The 18,025-nt window shown below is 73.6% G+C and carries 16 protein-coding genes; 6 read left to right on the forward strand and 10 right to left on the reverse strand.

Features of this window, described 5'->3' with window-relative positions; genetic code table 11:
* Positions 1–70 precede the first annotated feature (70 nt).
* A complete protein-coding gene (gene paaZ, locus ABZ249_RS10895) occupies positions 71–2,110 on the forward strand; it encodes a phenylacetic acid degradation bifunctional protein PaaZ (protein ID WP_355260342.1) in 2,040 nt (679 codons plus the stop codon).
* Positions 2,111–2,188: 78 nt separating this feature from the next.
* Here paaZ and ABZ249_RS10900 read toward each other — a convergent pair whose 3' ends face one another.
* Positions 2,189–3,379, reverse strand: coding sequence for an MFS transporter (locus tag ABZ249_RS10900; protein ID WP_355260345.1), 1,191 nt, complete (start codon positions 3,377–3,379; stop codon positions 2,189–2,191).
* 65 nt (positions 3,380–3,444) lie between these two features.
* Between ABZ249_RS10900 and ABZ249_RS10905 the strand changes: the two genes are divergently transcribed.
* Complete coding sequence (locus ABZ249_RS10905) at positions 3,445–3,822, forward strand: MerR family transcriptional regulator (RefSeq protein WP_355260348.1); 378 nt, start codon at positions 3,445–3,447, stop codon at positions 3,820–3,822.
* A gap of 55 nt (positions 3,823–3,877) precedes the next feature.
* Here ABZ249_RS10905 and ABZ249_RS10910 read toward each other — a convergent pair whose 3' ends face one another.
* Genes ABZ249_RS10910 through pdhA form a run of 3 tightly spaced genes read right to left on the reverse strand, consistent with a single transcriptional unit; the run spans position 3,878 to position 7,362 of the window.
* On the reverse strand, positions 3,878–5,278 hold the full coding sequence (locus ABZ249_RS10910; RefSeq protein ID WP_355260351.1) for a dihydrolipoamide acetyltransferase family protein: 1,401 nt from the start codon (positions 5,276–5,278) through the stop codon (positions 3,878–3,880).
* Entirely contained in the window at positions 5,275–6,273 is a 999-nt protein-coding gene (locus ABZ249_RS10915) for an alpha-ketoacid dehydrogenase subunit beta (RefSeq protein WP_220564042.1), read from the reverse strand. Before ABZ249_RS10915 ends, ABZ249_RS10910 begins: the two co-directional genes overlap by 4 nt.
* Positions 6,274–6,276: 3 nt before the next feature.
* Positions 6,277–7,362, reverse strand: a complete 1,086-nt coding sequence (gene pdhA / locus ABZ249_RS10920; RefSeq protein WP_355260353.1) for a pyruvate dehydrogenase (acetyl-transferring) E1 component subunit alpha — start codon at positions 7,360–7,362, stop codon at positions 6,277–6,279.
* A 310-nt stretch (positions 7,363–7,672) separates the two neighbouring features.
* Between pdhA and ABZ249_RS10925 the strand changes: the two genes are divergently transcribed.
* Positions 7,673–8,170, forward strand: coding sequence for a phosphoribosyltransferase (locus ABZ249_RS10925; protein ID WP_220564040.1), 498 nt, complete (start codon positions 7,673–7,675; stop codon positions 8,168–8,170).
* Positions 8,171–8,443: 273 nt separating this feature from the next.
* On the opposite strand, the gene ABZ249_RS10930 is transcribed toward ABZ249_RS10925, so the two are convergent.
* From ABZ249_RS10930 to ABZ249_RS10950, 5 genes are all read right to left on the reverse strand, one after another.
* Entirely contained in the window at positions 8,444–10,207 is a 1,764-nt protein-coding gene (locus tag ABZ249_RS10930; RefSeq protein ID WP_355260356.1) for a hypothetical protein, read from the reverse strand.
* A 52-nt stretch (positions 10,208–10,259) separates the two neighbouring features.
* Positions 10,260–11,969 carry a hypothetical protein gene (locus ABZ249_RS10935; protein ID WP_355260359.1) on the reverse strand — a complete coding sequence of 570 codons (1,710 nt, stop codon included), beginning with the start codon at positions 11,967–11,969 and terminating at the stop codon, positions 10,260–10,262.
* Between the two features lie 214 nt (positions 11,970–12,183).
* Positions 12,184–12,762 carry a DUF1349 domain-containing protein gene (locus ABZ249_RS10940; protein WP_220564038.1) on the reverse strand — a complete coding sequence of 193 codons (579 nt, stop codon included), beginning with the start codon at positions 12,760–12,762 and terminating at the stop codon, positions 12,184–12,186.
* 143 nt (positions 12,763–12,905) lie between these two features.
* Entirely contained in the window at positions 12,906–14,264 is a 1,359-nt protein-coding gene (locus tag ABZ249_RS10945) for an MFS transporter (RefSeq protein ID WP_355260363.1), read from the reverse strand.
* A gap of 259 nt (positions 14,265–14,523) precedes the next feature.
* A complete protein-coding gene (locus ABZ249_RS10950; protein WP_355260366.1) occupies positions 14,524–14,664 on the reverse strand; it encodes a hypothetical protein in 141 nt (46 codons plus the stop codon).
* A gap of 194 nt (positions 14,665–14,858) precedes the next feature.
* On the opposite strand from ABZ249_RS10950, the gene ABZ249_RS10955 reads away from it, so the two are divergent.
* From ABZ249_RS10955 to ABZ249_RS10965, 3 genes are all read left to right on the forward strand, one after another.
* Positions 14,859–15,305, forward strand: coding sequence for a MarR family winged helix-turn-helix transcriptional regulator (locus ABZ249_RS10955; protein WP_355260369.1), 447 nt, complete (start codon positions 14,859–14,861; stop codon positions 15,303–15,305).
* A gap of 81 nt (positions 15,306–15,386) precedes the next feature.
* A complete protein-coding gene (locus tag ABZ249_RS10960; protein ID WP_355260372.1) occupies positions 15,387–15,854 on the forward strand; it encodes a hypothetical protein in 468 nt (155 codons plus the stop codon).
* Between the two features lie 240 nt (positions 15,855–16,094).
* Positions 16,095–16,589 carry an FBP domain-containing protein gene (locus tag ABZ249_RS10965; protein ID WP_220564033.1) on the forward strand — a complete coding sequence of 165 codons (495 nt, stop codon included), beginning with the start codon at positions 16,095–16,097 and terminating at the stop codon, positions 16,587–16,589.
* Positions 16,590–16,689: 100 nt separating this feature from the next.
* On the opposite strand, the gene ABZ249_RS10970 is transcribed toward ABZ249_RS10965, so the two are convergent.
* Entirely contained in the window at positions 16,690–18,024 is a 1,335-nt protein-coding gene (locus tag ABZ249_RS10970) for an MFS transporter (RefSeq protein WP_355260375.1), read from the reverse strand.
* Position 18,025 lies beyond the last annotated feature (1 nt).

The raw sequence follows: 18,025 nt of genomic DNA on the forward strand, positions 1-18,025 counted from the left end.
CACTATTTACTGAACGATCGGTCTGTAATACTGTGCCGGAAGACACTCAGCCCGAGGAGAGGACCGTCAGGTGTCCGAAGTACTGCAGAGCTACGCGCTGGGATCGTGGTTCACCCCCACCGACGGGGGCGAGCCCCTCGCCGACGCGAACACCGGTGAGACCGTCGCCCGCATGTCGCAGAACGGCCCCGACGTCTCCGCCATGGTCGACTACGCCCGCACCGTCGGCGGCCCGGCGCTGCGCGCCCTCACCTTCCACCAGCGCGCGAACCTGCTCAAGGCCCTCGCCCAGCACCTGATGCAGTACAAGGACGAGTTCTACGCGCTCTCCCACCGGACCGGCGCCACCAAGCGCGACAGCGCCGTGGACATCGACGGCGGCTTCGGCACCCTCTTCAGCTTCTCCAGCAAGGGCCGCCGCGAGCTGCCCAACTCCACGGTCATCCTCGACGGCCCCCTGGAGCGGCTCAGCCGCGAGGGCACCTTCGCGGGACAGCACGTCTACACCTCCCGGCCCGGCGTCGCGGTGCAGATCAACGCGTTCAACTTCCCCGTGTGGGGCATGCTCGAGAAACTCGCCCCCGCGTTCCTGGCCGGGCTGCCCAGCATCGTCAAGCCCGCCGCCCAGACCGCCTACCTGACCGAGGCCGTGGTCCGCAGGGCCGTCGAGTCGGGGATCCTCCCCGAGGGCTCCCTCCAGCTGCTCGTCGCCGGGCACCGGGGGCTGCTCGACGGCCTGGGCCCGCAGGACATCGTCGGCTTCACCGGCTCGGCCGCCACCGGCGCCATCCTGCGCAACCACCCGAACGTGGTCAGCGGCGGCACGCAGCTGAACGTCGAGGCCGACTCCCTCAACTGCTCCATCCTGGGCCCGGACGTCACCGCCGAGGACCCCGAGTTCGACCTGTACATCAAGCAGGTCGTCACCGAGATGACCGTCAAGGCGGGCCAGAAGTGCACCGCCATCCGCCGCGTCATCGTCCCCGAGGCGATGGCCGACACCGTCGTCGAGGCCCTGAAGGAGCGCCTGGCCAAGGTCGTGGTGGGCGCCGCCGACCACCCGGACACCCGCATGGGCGCCCTGGTCTCCCTGGCCCAGCGCGACGAGGTCCGCAAGGCGGTCAAGGCCCTGCGCACCTCCTGCGAGCTGGTGTACGGCGACCCCGAGCGGGTCGAGGTCGTGGGCGCCGACGCCGAGTCCGGCGCGTTCATGTCGCCGATCCTCCTGCGCGCCGAGCCGGGCGCCCGGGAGCCGCACGAGGTGGAGGCGTTCGGCCCGGTCAGCACCGTCATCACCTACGGCTCGGTGGCCGAGGCCGTCGAGCTGGCCGCCCTGGGCAAGGGCTCCCTGGTGGGCTCGCTGGTCACCCACGACCCCGACGTCGCCCGGGAGGTCGTCCTGGGCGTCGCCCCCTGGCACGGCCGCATCCTGGTGCTGGACCGGGACGACGCCAAGGAGTCCACCGGCCACGGCTCCCCGCTGCCCGTGCTGGTGCACGGCGGCCCGGGCCGCGCCGGCGGCGGCGAGGAGATGGGCGGTGTGCGCGGCGTCAAGCACCACATGCAGCGCACCGCGATCCAGGCCTCGCCGGACATGCTCACCGCGATCACCGGGCACTGGACCACGGGTTCCAAGAGGAACGTGGGCGACGTCCACCCCTTCCGCAAGAACCTGGCCGAGCTGCGCATCGGCGACACCATCGAGTCGGCGGAGCGCAGGGTGACCCGCGCCGACATCGACCACTTCGCCGAGTTCACCGGGGACACGTTCTACGCCCACACCGACGAGGAGGCCGCCGCCGCCAACCCGCTGTTCGGCGGGATCGTGGCGCACGGCTACCTGGTGGTGTCGCTGGCCGCCGGCCTGTTCGTGGACCCGGCCCCGGGCCCGGTGCTGGCCAACTTCGGCGTGGACAACCTGCGGTTCCTCACCCCCGTGAAGGAGGACGCGGTCATCAGGGTGACGCTGACCGCCAAGCAGATCACCCCGCGCACCAACGCGGAGTACGGCGAGGTCCGCTGGGACGCCGTGGTCACCGACCAGGACGGCGAGGCCGTCGCCACCTACGACGTGCTCACCCTGGTCGCCAAGGGCGACGAGGAGGCGTAGCGGCGAAGAGGCATGGCGGCGTATCGCCGTGTCGACATGGCGGTGCCCACGGCCGGTCGGCCGTGGGCACCGCCGCGTTCAGACCCGGGAGGCGGGGAAGGCCCTGCGGGACAGCGGGACCAGCAGCAGCACCGGGACGAGCAGGGCGAGCACGCCCCAGGGCAGCGCTCCGGCGCCCACCCCCGCGAGCAGCGCCCCGCCCGCCGCGCCGCCCCCGGCCATGGCGACGTTCCACAGGGTGACGTACACGGACTGGGCGGTGACGGCCGCCGCCCCGCCGACGTCGGCGACCGCGGTCTGAAGCAGGGTCGGCACCCCGCCCCACCCGAGCCCCCACAGGGCGGCCGCGACCAGGGCCATGCCCGGCAGGCCGGCGGCCAGCGCCAGGAGGACGGCCGCCGCGCCGATGAGCAGGACCGCGCCGACGGCCAGGGCCCGCAGCCTCCGGTCGATAAGGGCGCCCACGATCCAGACGCCGGCCACGGAGGCCGCCCCGAACACCAGGAGGACCAGGTCCACGCCGCCGCCGCGCCCCGCGTTCGCGAGGACCGGGGCGATGTAGGTGTAGAGGACGGTGTGGGCGGTCACCAGCAGGAGGGTGACGGCCAGCAGCGGCAGCAGGCCGGGCAGGGCGAACACCCTGGCGAACGGCACCCGTTCCGCCCGGGGCTGCCCCGGGCGGTCCGGTACGGCCGCCAGGATCCACCCGGCCAGGACGAGGGCGATCCCGGTGATGACCAGGAACACCGAGCGCCAGCCGACCATGTCCCCGAGGAAGGCGCCGGCGGGCACCCCCAGGGACAGGGCGAGCGGGATGCCGATCAGGACGATGGCGATCGCCCGGCCCTGGTGGTGTTCCGGCACCAGGGAACGGGCGTAGCCGACGAGCATCGCCCAGGCGAGCCCCGCGGCGATCCCGGCGGCGAACCGGGCTGCCAGGGTGAGCAGGTGGTCGGAGGAGAGGGCGGTGACGGTGTTGGCCACGGCGAACAGTGCCACGGTCCCCAGCAGCAGGGGGCGGCGTCGCACTCCGGCGGTGACCGCGGCGAGCGGGATCACGGTGAGCGCGGTACCGGCGGCGTAGGCCGTCACGGCCTGCCCCATGGTGGACTCGCCCACTCCGAGGTCGGCGCTCATGGCGGGCAGCAGCCCGGCGGGCACCAGCTCGGTGAGGACGACCAGGAGGGCGACGGCGGCGAGGGCGAGCAGGGCGGCCCACGGAAGCCGGGCCGCCCGTTCGGGGATAACCCCTTGTGCGGTGGTGGTCATGACCGCCATGCTCAAACCCTCACATCTATGTGAAGGTCAACGGGGCGACCGGTGAGGTGGGCCACATGCGGATCGGGGAGCTGGCGGAGCGGACCGAGACCTCGCGCCGGCTGCTGCGCTACTACGAGGAGCAGGGGCTGATCGTGTCCCGGCGCCTGGAGAACGGCTACCGGGACTACGACGAGGACACCGTGGACCGGGTGCTCCAGATCCGGGGGCTGCTCGACGCCGGCCTGCCCACCAAGATCATCAGGCAGATGTTGCCCTGTCTGGACCGGCCCCGCTCGATCCTGATCTCCGACGTCTCCCCGCAGATGATCGCCACCCTGCGCGGTGAACTCTCGCGCATGGACCGGCGCATCCGCTGCCTGGAGCAGAACCGCAGGGCCATCGCCGAGTACCTGAAGGCGGTGCTCCCCGGGGACCCGGAGCCCGCCGCCTGACGACGGGAGCGCCCCGGGGGTGCCGACTCCCCCCGGGGCGCTGTCGTGGGACCCGCTACAGGCGGGCGATGGCCGCGGCGGGGTCCTCGATGGCGTCGGCGACGACCCGCATGAACCCGGCCGCCGCGCCGCCGTCGCACACCCGGTGGTCGAACGCGAACGACAGCTGGGTGACCTTGCGGACGGTCAGCTCGCCGTCCACCACCCACGGGCGGTCGATGATCCGGCCGATGCCGAGGATGGCCACCTGCGGGTGGTTGATGATGGCGGCGCTTCCGTCGACCCGCAGCGAACCGTAGTTGTTGAGGGTGAAGGTGCCGCCGGTCATCTCGGCCGGGGTCGCCCGGCCCGCGCGGGCGGCGGCGGTGAGCCGCTTGATCTCGGTGTCCAGCTCGGCGGTGGTGAGCCGGTGCGCGCCGAGCACGGCCGGCGCGACCAGGCCGCGGTCGGTCTGCACGGCCAGGCCCAGGTTGATCCCGTCGTACTGGACCAGCTCGCCGCGCTCGGTGTCCACCAGCCCGTTGAGCTCGGGGTGGGCGCGCAGTCCGGCCACGGTGAACCGGGCGACGTAGGACAGCAGCCCCGGGCCGTCCGGGTGGGCGGCGCGCAGGCGGACCAGCTCGGTGGCGTCGACGTCCACCCACACGGTGGCCTCGGGGATCTCGCTCCTGCTGCGCGAGAGGGCGGCGGCGACGCTCTTGCGGAACCCGCTCATGGGCACCCTGGCGGACTCGGCCAGCCCGGTGCGCGGGTCCACGGCGCCCGCAGGGACCGGTGCCGGAGCCGGTGCCGGGGCCGCCTCGGCGGCGGGCGCGGCGATCGGGGACCGGGCGGCCTCGATGGCGGCGAGCACGTCGCGGCGGGTGATGAGCCCGTCCTGGCCGCTGCCCTCGATGTCGGCGACGCGCAGCCCGGCCTCGCGGGCGAGCCGTCTCACCAGCGGCGAGGTCACCAGCGGGACGCGGCGCGCGGGCGGGGACTCGGGCGCGACCGGGGCCGCGGGCGCGGCGGTGGGCGCCGCAACGGCCCCGCGGGGCCGGCGGCGGCGCCCCCGGGCCCCCGCCTCCGGGGTGCCGTAGCCGATGAGGACGTTGCCCGAGCCGCTCCCGGCGCGCTCCTCCTCTCGGTACCGCTCACCGGCCGCGGACACCGCGGCCGGCTCCGGCACGGAGGGCGCGGGGGCGGCGGGCGCGGAGGGGGCCGCCGGGGCCGCCGCCTCGTCGGCGACGCTGATCAGCGCGGAGCCCACCGCCAGCACCTCGCCCTCGGCGCCGTGCAGCGCGTGCACCACCCCGCCGTAGGGGGTGGGCACCTCCACGATCGACTTCGCGGTCTCCACCTCGGCGATCGGCTGGTCGATGGCGACGGTGTCGCCCACCGCGACCAGCCACTTGACCACCTCGGCCTCGGTGAGGCCCTCGCCCAGGTCGGGCAGTTCGAAGGTGCGGATCGTCACTGGTCGTCCTCCCACTGAAGGTCGTCCACCGCGTCGAGGATGCGGTCGACGCTCGGCAGCTGGTGGCGCTCCAGCTTGGGCGGCGGGAACGGGATGTCGAACCCGGTGACCCGGCGCACCGGGGCGGCCAGGGAGTGGAAGCAGCGCTCGGTCACCCGGGCGACGATCTCCGAGGCGACGCTGGCGAACCCGCTGGCCTCGGCGATCACGACGGCCCGGCCCGTGGAGCGCACCGCGGCGCACACGGTCTCGTCGTCGAAGGGGACGATGGAGCGCAGGTCCACCACCTGGAGGCTGCGGCCCTCCTGGGCCGCGGCCTCGGCGGCCTCCAGCGCGGTGGGCACCGAGGGCCCGTAGGCGATGAGGGTGGCGTCGGTGCCGGGGCGGCACACCACCGCGGTGCCGATGCCCGGACGCGAGCCGTCGCCCGGGTCGAACTCCTCCTTGGCCCAGTAGAGCTTCTTGGGCTCCATGAACACGACGGGGTCGTCGGAGGCGATGGCCTCGCGCAGCAGGTGGTAGGCGTCCGCGGGGGTGGCCGGGGTGACCACCTTCAGGCCGGGGGTGTGGGCGTAGTACGCCTCGGAGGAGTCGCAGTGGTGCTCCACGCCGCCGATGCCGCCCGCGTAGGGCACCCGGATGACGATGGGCAGGGAGACCCGGCCGCGGGTGCGGTTGCGCAGCTTGGCGATGTGGCTGACGATCTGCTCGAACGCCGGGTAGGCGAACGCGTCGAACTGCATCTCGATGACGGGGCGCATCCCGTTCATCGCCATGCCCACGGCCAGGCCCGCGATGCCGGACTCGGCGAGCGGGGTGTCGAAGCAGCGGTCCTCGCCGAACTCGGCGGTGAGGCCGTCGGTGATGCGGAAGACGCCGCCGAGGGGGCCGACGTCCTCGCCGAAGACGTACACGGTCTCGTCCTCGGCCATGGCGTCGCGCAGCGCCCGGTTGAGGGCCTGGGCCATGGTGAGCTTGGTGGGGTCGGTCGCCATGGGTCAGTCGCTCTCTCTGCTCAGTTCGTCGGCCAGGACGGCGGCCTGCTCCCTCAGCTGCGGGGTGGGCTCGGCGTACACGTGGGCGAACAGTTCGGAGGGGTGGGGGTCGTCGTCCCGGGAGATGCCCTCGCGCATGGCGGCGGCGACGGCCTCGGCCCGCTCGGTGATCTCGTCCCGGCGCGCCTTGGTGAGCACGCGCTTGCGCTTGAGCAGCGCCTCCAGCCGCGTCAGCGGGTCGCGGGCGACCCACGGACCGACCTCGTCGCTGTCGCGGTAGCGGGTGTCGTCGTCGGCGTTGGTGTGCGCCTGCATGCGGTAGGTGTGCGCCTCGACCAGCTGCGGGCCCGCGCCGGAGCGGGCGGCCGCGACGGCGGCGTCCAGCACGGCCAGCACGGCGGCGGTGTCGTTGCCGTCGACGCGCTCGCCGTTGACCCCGTAGCCGATGCCCTTGTGGGCGAGGGAGGGCGCGGCGGTCTGCCGGGCGAGGGGGACGGAGATGGCGTACTCGTTGTTCTGGACGAAGAACACGACGGGGGCCTTGAGCACGGCGGCGAAGTTCAGTGCCTCGTGGAAGTCGCCCTCGCTGGTGGCGCCGTCGCCGCACAGGGCCATCACGACGGTGTCCTCACCGCGCAGGCGGGCGGCGTGGGCGACGCCGACGGCGTGCAGCAGCTGGGTGGCGAGCGGGGTGGCCTGCGGGGCGACCCGGTGCTCGTAGGGGTCGTACCCGGCGTGCCAGTCGCCCTTGAGGAGGGTGAGCACCTCGACGGGGTCGACGCCGCGGGTGACGACGGCGACGGTGTCCCGGTAGGTGGGGAAGAGCCAGTCGTTCTCGCCCAGCACGAGGGAGGCGCCGACCTGGCAGGCCTCCTGGCCGTGCGAGGAGGGGTAGACCGCCAGGCGGCCCTGGCGGACCAGTGCGCCGGCCTGGTCGTTGACGCGACGGCCGACCACCAGGGCGGTGTACGCGGCGAGGAGACGCCCGTTGTCGGGGAAGGGGAGGGTCGGGTTCTCGACCGGCCTCCCCGACTCGTCGAGCAGCTGCACCGGCTGCTCGGAGGGGAGCAGGTCCCGGTCGTCGGCCATGCCTCTGCCTCCATATGTCGAGAGTCGGATGTGTCGAAGGTGACGTGTACAGACATATGGTGAGGTTTCTTGCCATCTGTTCGCCATAGGCGTGCCGAAGTCGAGAAAACGTCGTAGATGACATCGGCTTTCGTGACCGTTCGTCCAGATATGTGACCCGGGGCACGTCCCCGGATGGACATGTGGCCGACACTCCCGGTCACCCCCGCGCGCCCGCCCACCTGCCGGAACGCCGCGCCCCCGGAGCCCCGGGCCGGGACGGGGTCCTAGCATGCGTGGCAGGGTGTGACACGAGAGGAACGAGGTACCGGTGAGCGACGACCGCGAGACACTCACGTACGAGCTGTTCGGCACCGCGATGCGGGAGCTGGCGCAGGAGATCGCCGACGACGGCTTCGAGCCCGACATCATCCTGTCCATCGCGCGCGGCGGACTGTTCGTGGCGGGCGGCCTCGGCTACGCCCTCGGCGTCAAGAACCTCCACGTCATGAACGTGGAGTTCTACACGGGCGTGGGCACGACCCTGGACATGCCGGTCATGCTGCCGCCCGTCCCCAACGTGGTGGACCTGAGCGACAAGAGGGTCCTGGTCGCCGACGACGTCGCCGACACCGGCAAGACCCTCAAGCTCGTCCACGACTTCTGCGCCGAGCACGTCGCCGAGGTGCGCAGCGCGGTCATCTACCAGAAGTCCCATTCGCTGATCGACTGCGAGTACGTGTGGAAGCGCACCGACCAGTGGATCGACTTCCCGTGGTCGGTGCTGCCCCCGGTGGTCTCCCGCGAGGGCCAGGTCCTCGACTCCTGAGACGTTTTCAGCGGATGTTCCCGTGCTCCTTCGGCGCTTGCGCCGAAGGAGCACGGGCGGCCTACGGGCGATCCCTCGCAAGACGGCGGGCGCAGGCCGGTCCGGGGCCGTCCGAGCGGAAGCGGCGCCGCGAGAGGCGGCCCAGGGGTCGCGAGGCGGAATGTTCCGCCGGACACGCCCCGGGACCGGGGCTGCGCGGGTGGGCGGCAGGTCCGTCATGCCCCCGCGCTCGGGAGGTCCGGGATCCGGGGCCCGGACGGCGGCCACCGGTGCTCACTCCGGTGACCTCACCGGGGCGGCACCGGCCTCCGGCCGGAGGCGTCCCCCGACCCCGCCCGTCAGCGGCAGCACGGCGGGACCGCCCATCACCCGCAGCCGGAGGGTCCCGGGCTCCCCGCCCCGGCCGCGGCGCACCCAGTGCGGGGTCCGCCCGGGGTTCCCGGTGACGAAGAGATCGACGGCGTCCTCCACCGGCCATCCGCCGGCGAGGCCGGTCAGCGACGGGGCCCGGACCCTGCGCACGGCGGTGACCGACGACAGGGGCACGACGGTGCGCACCCCGGACCGCCACAGGCACCGGTTCCGGACGAGCTCGACGGCGTCGTCCGTGATGAGGATGCCGGAACCGGCGGCGGCCTCCGGCAGCCGCCACAGCGCCCAGGCGGCCAGGAGCACGGAGGGCAGGACGACGAAGAGGAGCATCCGAGGCTCGGCGAAGAGGTCGAACCCCAGGGTCACAGCCATGAGCACCGTGATCAGGAAGAACCCGAGGGCGCCGACGGCCCGCTGGAGTCCGCGCCGGGGGAGTTCCACCCAGACGTCCGTACGGGGCGGAACGGCCCCGGGTCCGGGCACCGGCGCGGAGGCCGGGACGGGGCGCAGGCGTTCGGCGAGGTGGAGGATCTCGGAGGCCGCGCGGGCGTCCGCCGGGGCGAGCACCAGCCGGGGCGTGTCGGTGACGGTCCCCCACCCCGGCGTCCCGGCGGGGGCGTACCGCGCCCAGCGGGGGAGGGGGCTCTCGGGAGCGGGCCCGGTGGCGTGCACTTCCAGCACCGGAAGCCGCGCGCTGCCAGTGCCGGGCCCGCGCGGACGCTCGTGCCGTGTCAGGGCGTGCACCTCCTCCCAGGGCACGAAGTGGCGGGTGCCCCGGAGGAACGGTCCCGGGCCGCGGCGCACCGACAGGCCCCGGGCGTCCAGGCGGACCCCCTGCGGGGCCCAGAACCGGGGCCCCACCGCGAGGGCGCCGAGCACGGCGGCCCCGGCCGCCCCGGCCGGCACGGCGAGGAAGGGGTCCCCGGAGTCGTACCAGGACCACCCCAGCACACCGGTGAGGAACAGGGCGGGCAGGAACCCTGCGACCGCCCACCCCAGGACCCGCATCCCGCGGAAGGAGAACCACCGGCCGTCGGCGGCGGGAGGCGGGGCTGCCGCGGGGGCCACCGCGGCCCGGTACCCGGCGACGGTCCGCGGCAGGTCCCGGGCGACGTCCTCGGGCAGTTGGAGGAAGACGCGGTAGGCGTCCGATACGGGTTCGCCCTCGGGGGGCTCCGCGCCGGGCGCGACGACGTGCGCCCACTGCGGCGGCGCGGCGTCGGCCGCGCCGTCCAGGTGCAGCACCGAACCGGCGAACCCGCGCCTCGCCTCCGGGTTCGCGGGCTCGCCCACTCCGGCCAGTCCGCCCCAGGGGATGTGCAGGCTCCGCTCCCGTGACCAGCCGGACCGTTCCTGGTACAGCGTCAGCCCGCCGGGGTCGAGGCGGATGCCCTGCCGGGCCAGGAAGGCCGGGGCACGGACGAGCAGGAAGACCAGCACCCCGGCGGCGCCGAACGCGAAGACCCCGAGCAGGAGCGCGGCGATACCGGTGACGACGCCGAGGACTCCGGCGAACGCCGGGTCGAGGTGCCGGTCGATCAGCGGGCGGACGTACACCATCAGGCCCGCGCATCCCGCAGCGCTCACCGTGAGCAGGATCAGGACGGCGGCGAGGGCGCGGGGGAGGGACCTCCGGGAGGCGGCGGTCAGGTCGATGGTCTGCACCCGGCAAGTGAAGCAAACGCACGCGTCGGCCTGCCAGCCCCGCCCCGGCCGGTCAGGACGCGGCGATGCGCAGCCGCTCCGCCAGCCACAGCGGGACGTTCACCGAGGACCGGGGGAAGTACCGCAGGTCGAGGGCGTGGTCGAAGGCGGTCGGCGGCAGGGAGAAGGCGGGCTCGCCGTCCCGGTCGTAGGAGACCCGCCACCCGGAGGACGGCCCCACGACGATGTCGACCGTGAACCAGGCGCCCCGCTCCTCGACGTAGGTGGCCGAGCGCAGCACCTCCAGTGCGGCGCGCAGGTCCCGGTCCACGGGCAGGTCGCGGTCGCCGTCGGGCCGGGCAGCGGTCAGGGTGCCGCCCGCGTACCCGGCCAGGGCGCGGTAGGTCAGGCGCAGCCGGGACCACTCCGGGCCCCGGGCCAGGCAGCGCATCCGGTCGGCGATGTCGTCGAGCAGGGCGACCCGGCGCGCGAGGGGGAGCCGCAGCGGCGGAACGCTGGGGCGGTCGGGCGGGCCCGGCCAGGGCGGGTCGTCGGCGGCGCGGTCGGACAGCAGGTCCGCCCAGGAGGGGCGGCGGGAGGGGGCCCGGCGGGCCATCTCGGCGCGCAGTCCGTCCACGTCGGCGGGCTCGCCGGTGGGGTGCGCGAATCCCAGCTCGCGGACGTCCTCGTCCACCGGCCCGGGCATCCACTCCGGCCAGTGGTCGTAGGCGCGTTCCAGGGTGGCGCCCTCGCGGGTGACGGTCAGGCGGGCGAAGAGCCACCGCCCGTCCGCGCCGCCCTCGTCCAGGCGCAGGCGCTCCAGGACCGCGTGCAGCCCGGGGCCGGCGGCGACGGGGACCAGGTCGTCGTGGAGGAGGCCGTGCGGGTGGGGGGCGCGGTAGAGGAGGACCCTGCGGTCGGCGTCGCCGAGCAGGTGGCCGCGGACCAGGGCCGCGGCCCGGGCCAGGGCCTCCTCGGCGCGGCCGTCCGGTTCGGCGTCCGCCGCCAGGGCGGTGACGGGGTCGCCGCGGCCGGGCAGTTCGCGGGCCGCGCGCATGGCGTCCCCGAGCAGCAGCATCAGGGAGCGCCCGCCGATGGCGGGGTGCGCGGCGGCGGGCCGGGAGCCGCCCGGCGCCATCTCCTCGGGCTCCTGCTCACCGGTGAGTCCGAGACCGCGGGCCAGCGCGAGCCCCGCGACCGGGTCGGCGTCGTCGCGGGCGGCGTGGTCCAGGACCCCGGTGAGCGCGTCGGCGTCCAGGGTGCGCTCCCGGGCCCGGGCCGCCAGGTCGGCCACGGCCTTGCGGGCGGACACGGTGTCCGCGGGGTCGGCGGTGGCCAGGGCGGCGCGGACCACCCACTCGGTGAAGTCGTCCAGGTCGGCGCACCAGCCGACGGTGGCGGCCAGGCCGTCGTCCGCCCAGTCGTCGGGGTAGGCGGCGCGCGCCCACTCCCCGTCCCACCAGTAGGCGAAGTCGGGGCGGGGCCGCTCGGCCAGCCAGTCCCAGGGCAGCGTCTCGGGGGCGCCCTGGAAGGGGTCGATGGGCCGGGTCCGGGCCCGTTCCCCGGCGCTCTCGGGGTCCTGCCCGACGAGCAGGAACCCGCCGCCGGCCACCCGGGCCAGGCAGAAGCGGGATCCCAGGACCAACCGGAAGTGGACGGCGGCGGGTCCGGGGACGCACTCGGTCAGCCCGAGCCCGGCGCAGACGGACGCGTAGGCCCCGACCCGGGCCCACAGGACCTCGGGATGGGGCAGGTCGGAGGGCAGTCCTGGCTGGTGGAACACCGTGGCGCCTTTCCTGGGGGAGCCGTCCCGCACATTGTTCCCCACCGGGTACGGGGCGACCCCGTATTGTGCCGCCGTGTCACGGCCGGTGTTTCACGTGAAACACCGTCCGCCCGAGCGGTATGCCGGGACGGACGCGGCCCCGGCCCGTTCCGCGGGCGCCGGATGGGACGGACCGGCGCCCCTACCGCACCGGCCCGCCCCCGTCCCCGGGTCAGGCGTGGGTGTCCTCGGGGATCTCCGGGGTGATCGAGTAGTCCCGGAACACCGCGCGGAACCCCTCCCGCTGCGGCGAGCAGCACATGACCCCCACCCGGCAGGTCCCGCCCAGCGGCAGGTGGGCCAACCGCAGCAGCCGCCACGCGCCCCAGCCGTCGAGGTACTGGACGTTGACGGTCTCGCCGGTGCGGATCGCACGGATGGTCACCGGAGGAAAGGAGCCCCCGGTCCGGGGCAGGGAGACCACCGACCAGTCGGAGTGGCCGCGGGTGACCACGGCGCTGACGTTGAGCCCGCCGCCGACGAACTCGGTGCCGGTCTTGATCCAGTTCTCCTCGTCGGCGCGGAGCATCAGGCCGGCCTGGTCGTACTGCTCCAGGTAGTCGCCGTCGAACGTGACCTGGACGGTGAAGTCCCCGGTGGCCTCGGCGGACAGGAAGTGGCCGTCGTCGTGCACGAACCCGTAGTGGGTGTGCCGCCAGAAGTCCTTGCGGTCCCCGGTGGTCACGGTGAGGACGCCGTCCTCGACCGTCCAGGACGGGGGCTCGTTCATCCAGGCCATGTCGGTGAACACGGTGGCGCCTTTCGTTCAGGGGTGTGGGAGCGCTCCTGTGAACGTCGGTACGACCCTATGTCGACAAGGCGCCGTGGCGAGAGGGGGACAAGGCGAGGGGGAGGCACGGCGACAGGTCGCCGCGCCTCCCCCGGGCGAACGGGTCAGGCGGCCTTCTCGGCCGTGTCGGCCCCGTCGTCGTCGACGTGCAGGTCGACGCCCATCTTCTCCTTGACCAGCGAGACCCCCAGGAAGGAGACCGCGGCGGCGACGATCATGTAGACGCCGATGCTCCAGGAGACACCGGTGTTCTCCAGCAGCATCTGGGCGATCATCGGGGCGAAGGCGCCGCCCAGGATCGCGCCCAGGGCGTAGCCGATGGAGACGCCGGAGTAGCGGATCTCGGCCGGGAACATCTCGGCGTACAGCGCGGACTGGGGCCCGTAGCTCAGGCCCAGGGTGAGGCAGAAGACGAAGACGCCCACGAAGTACATGAGGACGTCGCCGGTGTCGACCAGGAACCACATCGGCACCGCCCAGGCGGCGAGCAGGACGTAGCCGATCTGGAAGGTGCGCACCCGGCCCCAGCGGTCGCTGACCCAGCCGCCGTACAGGGTGGAGATGAGCCAGCCGAAGGAGGCCAGGGTGGTGGCCAGCAGGACCGGCCCGCGCTCCATACCCAGGGCGGTGGAGGCGTAGGTGGCCAGGAAGGCGATGACCAGGTAGCCGGCGGCGTTGTTGGCGAGGAAGATCAGCGCGGAGAGCACGACCTCGCGGGTGTTCTTGCGGAACAGGGTGCCCAGCGGGGCGGAGGACTTGGCGCGGCGCTTCTGCATCAGCTCGAAGACCGGGGACTCCTCCACGGACTTGCGGATGAGGTGGCCGATGATGATCAGCAGGAAGGACAGCAGGAACGGGATGCGCCAGCCCCAGGCGAGGAAGGCGTCCTGGCCGATGATCACGGTGATGAGCCAGACGACGAAGGTCGCCAGGATCATGCCGCAGGGGACGCCGATCTGCGGGTAGGCGCCGAAGAAGCCGCGCTTGTTCACCGGCGCGTGCTCCACGGACATCAGGGCCGCGCCGCCCCATTCGCCGCCGGCGGAGAAGCCCTGGAGGATGCGCAGGGTGATGAGCAGGATCGGGGCGGCGATACCGATCTGGGCGTAGGTCGGCAGCAGGCCGATGAGGCAGGTGGCGATGCCCATCATGACCAGCGTCGCGACGAGGACCTTCTTGCGGCCGAACCTGTCGCCCAGGTGGCCCGCCACGATGGCGCCCAGGGGGCGGAACAGGAAGGAGATGCCGATGGTCGCGAACGACAGGATCTGGGCGAGGCCGGGGTTGGACTGCTCCAGCGGTCCGAGGAACAGGGGCGCCAGGACGAGGCCGGCGGCCTGGGCGTAGATGAAGAAGTCGTACCACTCGATGGTGGTGCCGACCATGGTCCCGGCGAGGACCTTGCGCCGTTCCCTGCCATCCAGCGGGGCGGGTGCCGAGGCCGTGGCGTCGGATGTTGCCATTGCTGCTCCGTAATGTCTGCCGACCGGGGGTCGGTCACTGCCGGGGCCCGTGCCCGGCACCCGGGGACGGGGGGTACCGAATCGGCACAGGACGGTTGTGCCGAGACATAGGTCACGAGCCCTAGGACACTATGCCATGTGACCCACGGCATTATGAACAGCAGGGCGGAATCTTCCCTGATCAGGGCATGTGTACTGACCGAACGGTCGGTGAGTGTGCGAACACCGTCCGACCATCGCCGCAGGCCGCGGGCCCGCGTCACCGCCCCCCGGGACAGGACCCGGAGAGCACGACGCGCAAACGCAGGCAGAGGCCGAGCAGGCGGAGCGGCAGGGAGAGCTCCAGCAGGCCGAGGCCGGACGGAAGGGGGCAGTGGGCACTGCACGGGGAATCGCTCATGGTCGGACTGTACCCCCTGGGGGTATGAAGGGAACGCGAGGGGACGCACGGAAGAGGGACTCGACACCCCCGCCCCCGGGCCCGGCCGCACGGCGGCACGTCCCCTTGTCGACACGCCGACAAGGGGACGAGGGGACACGTGGACGAGGAGACACAGGGGACGGCCCGGCCCTCCGATGGGGGACACTGGAACGGTGAGCACCGAGAACACCCGCCCCGGACCGCCCGCGCTGAGCGTCTCCGTCCTCGTGTTGACGCTGGCCCGCCGGGTGGAGGGCGAACTCGGCGCCGCGCTGGCCCCGCTCGACCTCACCGTCGCCCGCCTGGGCCTGCTCGGCCACATCGCCGGGGTGCCCGGCGTCTCGTTCAGCGACCTGGCCCGGATGTCGGGGATCACCGTGCAGAGCGCGCACTCGGGCGTGAAGGCCCTGGTCGCGGCGGGCCTGGTGCACGACCTCACCGCCCGGCCGGGGGCGGCGTCCAGCATCGAGGTGACCCGGCGGGGGCGCGAGCTGCTGGAGCGCGCGGGCCGGGAGATCGCACGGGTGGACGAGGAGCTGTTCGGGCCGGACGCGGACCCGATCCAGCAGCAGGTCGGCGCGGCGTTCCGCGAGGCGTTCTCCTCCCCGCCCCGGGACTGAACCTCACCCCACCTTCAGAGTGGCTGAAGCATGCCCTAGGCTTCAGGCAACCTGAAGGTTTTGTCACCGAGGAGCCCACCCATGGAAGACCTCCTGCTCTCGATCCACGTCCTGGCGGGCATCGTGTTCGTCGGCGGATCGGCGGTCGCCACCAGCCTGTTCCCCCGTTACGTCCCGGTCGCCGTCCCGGCGGGTGCCCCCGTCGAGGCCCCGGGGGACGGCGGCGGGCGCAGCCGCGATACGGCCCTCGCCCTGCACCGCATCACCCGCGTCTACGCGCTCATCGGCATCGTCGTGCCGGTGGTCGGCATCGCCCTGGCCCTGCTCCAGGGGCGGATGGCCGAGCTCTGGGTCAACGTCGCGATGGTCCTCACCGCGGCCGCGGGTGTGCTGCTGGCCTGGCAGATCCACCCCCGCCAGCGCGAGGCGCTGCGCGAGCCGGGGGAGAAGTCGGCGCTGGGGCGGCTGTCCATGTGGAGCGGGATCTACAACCTGCTGTGGGCGGTGGTGGTCGTGCTCATGATCGTCCGGCCGGGCTCCGCCGCCTGACCCGGTGTCCGGCGGCGGACACCGCCGGGCACCGCGGAGACGGCCCCCGGCGGGCACGGTTCGGCCGACGGAACCCCCCAGAGCGCACCCCGCGGGTGTTCGACCCGCAGGGGCCCGGGGCGGGTGCGCGCGGCCGCGCGCCGCGGGAGGGGAGGAGGCGGTGCGCTCGCCGCGCGGCCCCGGGACCAGCGGGAACAATACCGTTGCCCGGTCGCGAGGGTCGCTGTTAGCGTCGCAGGAATGATCCCCGTGACGGAGAACGAGATCCGCGGCTCGTTCATCAACTGCTCCAAGGGCGAGGCCAAGCGCCTCTCCCTCCCGCGGGACCTGGACTCCCGGCCGTGGGAGGACCTGGACTTCCTCGGCTGGCGCGACCCGATGGCGCACGAGCGCGCGTACCTGGTCGTCGAGCGCGGTGACGGTCCGGTGGGCGTGGCCTTCCGGCTCACCGGCTCGGAGACCGGGGCCCGGCGGGCCCTGTGCTCGGTGTGCGTGACCAGCCGCCAGGGTCCCGGCGTGGCGCTCATGGTGGCGCCGCGTGTGGGCAAGGCGGGACGCGAGGGGAACACGGTGGGGCTGCACATGTGCACCGACTTCGCCTGTTCGCTGTACGTGCGCGGGCTCAAGCAGCCCGAGCCGGGCGGGCGCTTCGCGGAGACGCTGACCGTGGAGGAGAAGGTGAAGCGGCTGGAGGAGAACCTGCACGGGTTCCTGGACCGGCTGACCCGGGGGTAGACGTGTCGGCGAACGGGCATGTCGACTCACCGACACGCCCGTCCGCCTTCGGGAAGGGCCGTGGGGCGCCCCTCCGCCGCCCCGGTCCCGGGGCGGCGGCTCACGCACCCCCGGTGCGGTCGGCCGCGTCCGGTGCGGGGACCGGCTCCCCGCCGCCGCGCGGCCGGCGCATACCGCCCTGGACCCGGGTGGCGGCGACCGCGAAGGCCGCGGTCGTCACCAGCGTGACGGTCGCCCACACCTGCCAGCCGCCCGCCGCCGACACGACCGGCGCCAGCAGGACCGCGCCGAGGATGAAGATGCGGCTCACGAAGTGGTTGAGGCCGAAGGCGACCCCCTGCACGTCCGGGTGCACCGACTCCTCCGCGTACTCCGAGAAACTCGCCATCCACGGCCCGAAAACGGTCCCGAGGGCCACCCCCAGGCCGGTCAGCAGCACGACGACGAGCCATGCCGGAGCGCCCGCGCCCGCGCTCATCGCCAGCACCAGCGCCCCCAGCAGCAGCGTGGCCGCCACCGCCCCGTAGACCAGGAACGGCTTGCGCATCTGGAGCCTGTCGGAGAACCGGGCGAAGGCCAGCGAGGCCAGCAGGTTGCTCGCCCAGAAGCACATCACGACCGCGGACGCCATGCGCACCGAGATCCCGAAGTGCTCGGCCACCATCGCCTGCCCGTAGGCGTTCATGGTGGCGAGCAGCACGTAGAGCAGCGACATCGCGGCCACGTGCGCCCAGACGACCCGGTGCCCCAGCAGCATCCGCAGCCGGTTCCCGGACGGCGCCGGGGCGCCCTCCCGGGTGGACCGCTCGCTGAGCCTGATGGTGCGCCGCAGCTCGGGGGACAGGTCGCGCAGGGTCAGGGCGACGATCGTGGCTCCGACGCAGGCCAGGCCCGCCATCAGGAAGATCTGCGAACGCCAGGAGTGGCCGAACAGGTCGAGCGTCAGCACCGCGACGGCCGCGGCGAAGAAGTTCGCCCCGACCGGCCCCCAGCTCCAGAACGCGAACGCCTGCGCCCGCCCCATCCGCGGCGTGAAGTCGCGGATCAGCGGCTGCGTCCCCGCCATCGCCACGCCCTCGACGAAGGCGAGCAGGATGCGCGCGGCGGTGAAGTGCACGACCGTCTGCGACATCGCCATGAACAGGCACGCCGCCGCGGACAGGAACATGAACGGCACCAGGATCCGCACCCGGCCGAACCGGTCCACCAGCTCTCCGCCCAGGTACCCGGACACCGCCCCGAAGAGCAGCGACGCCGCGGTGATCTGCCCGTAGGTCTGGAGGGACATGCCGATGTCGTCCAGCAGCAGGGGCAGGACCGGGGCGAGCTGCCCCTCGTAGGCGGAGATGAACAGCGCCAGGACGACGACGGCCAGCAGGAGGCGGCGGCGGGCTCCGGTGGGGTACTCGTGCAGGAGTCTTCGGTGCGAGGACACG

The sequence above is a fragment of the Nocardiopsis sp. NPDC006139 genome (assembly GCF_040614155.1).
GTDB classification, from domain to species: Bacteria; Actinomycetota; Actinomycetes; order Streptosporangiales; family Streptosporangiaceae; genus Nocardiopsis; species Nocardiopsis changdeensis.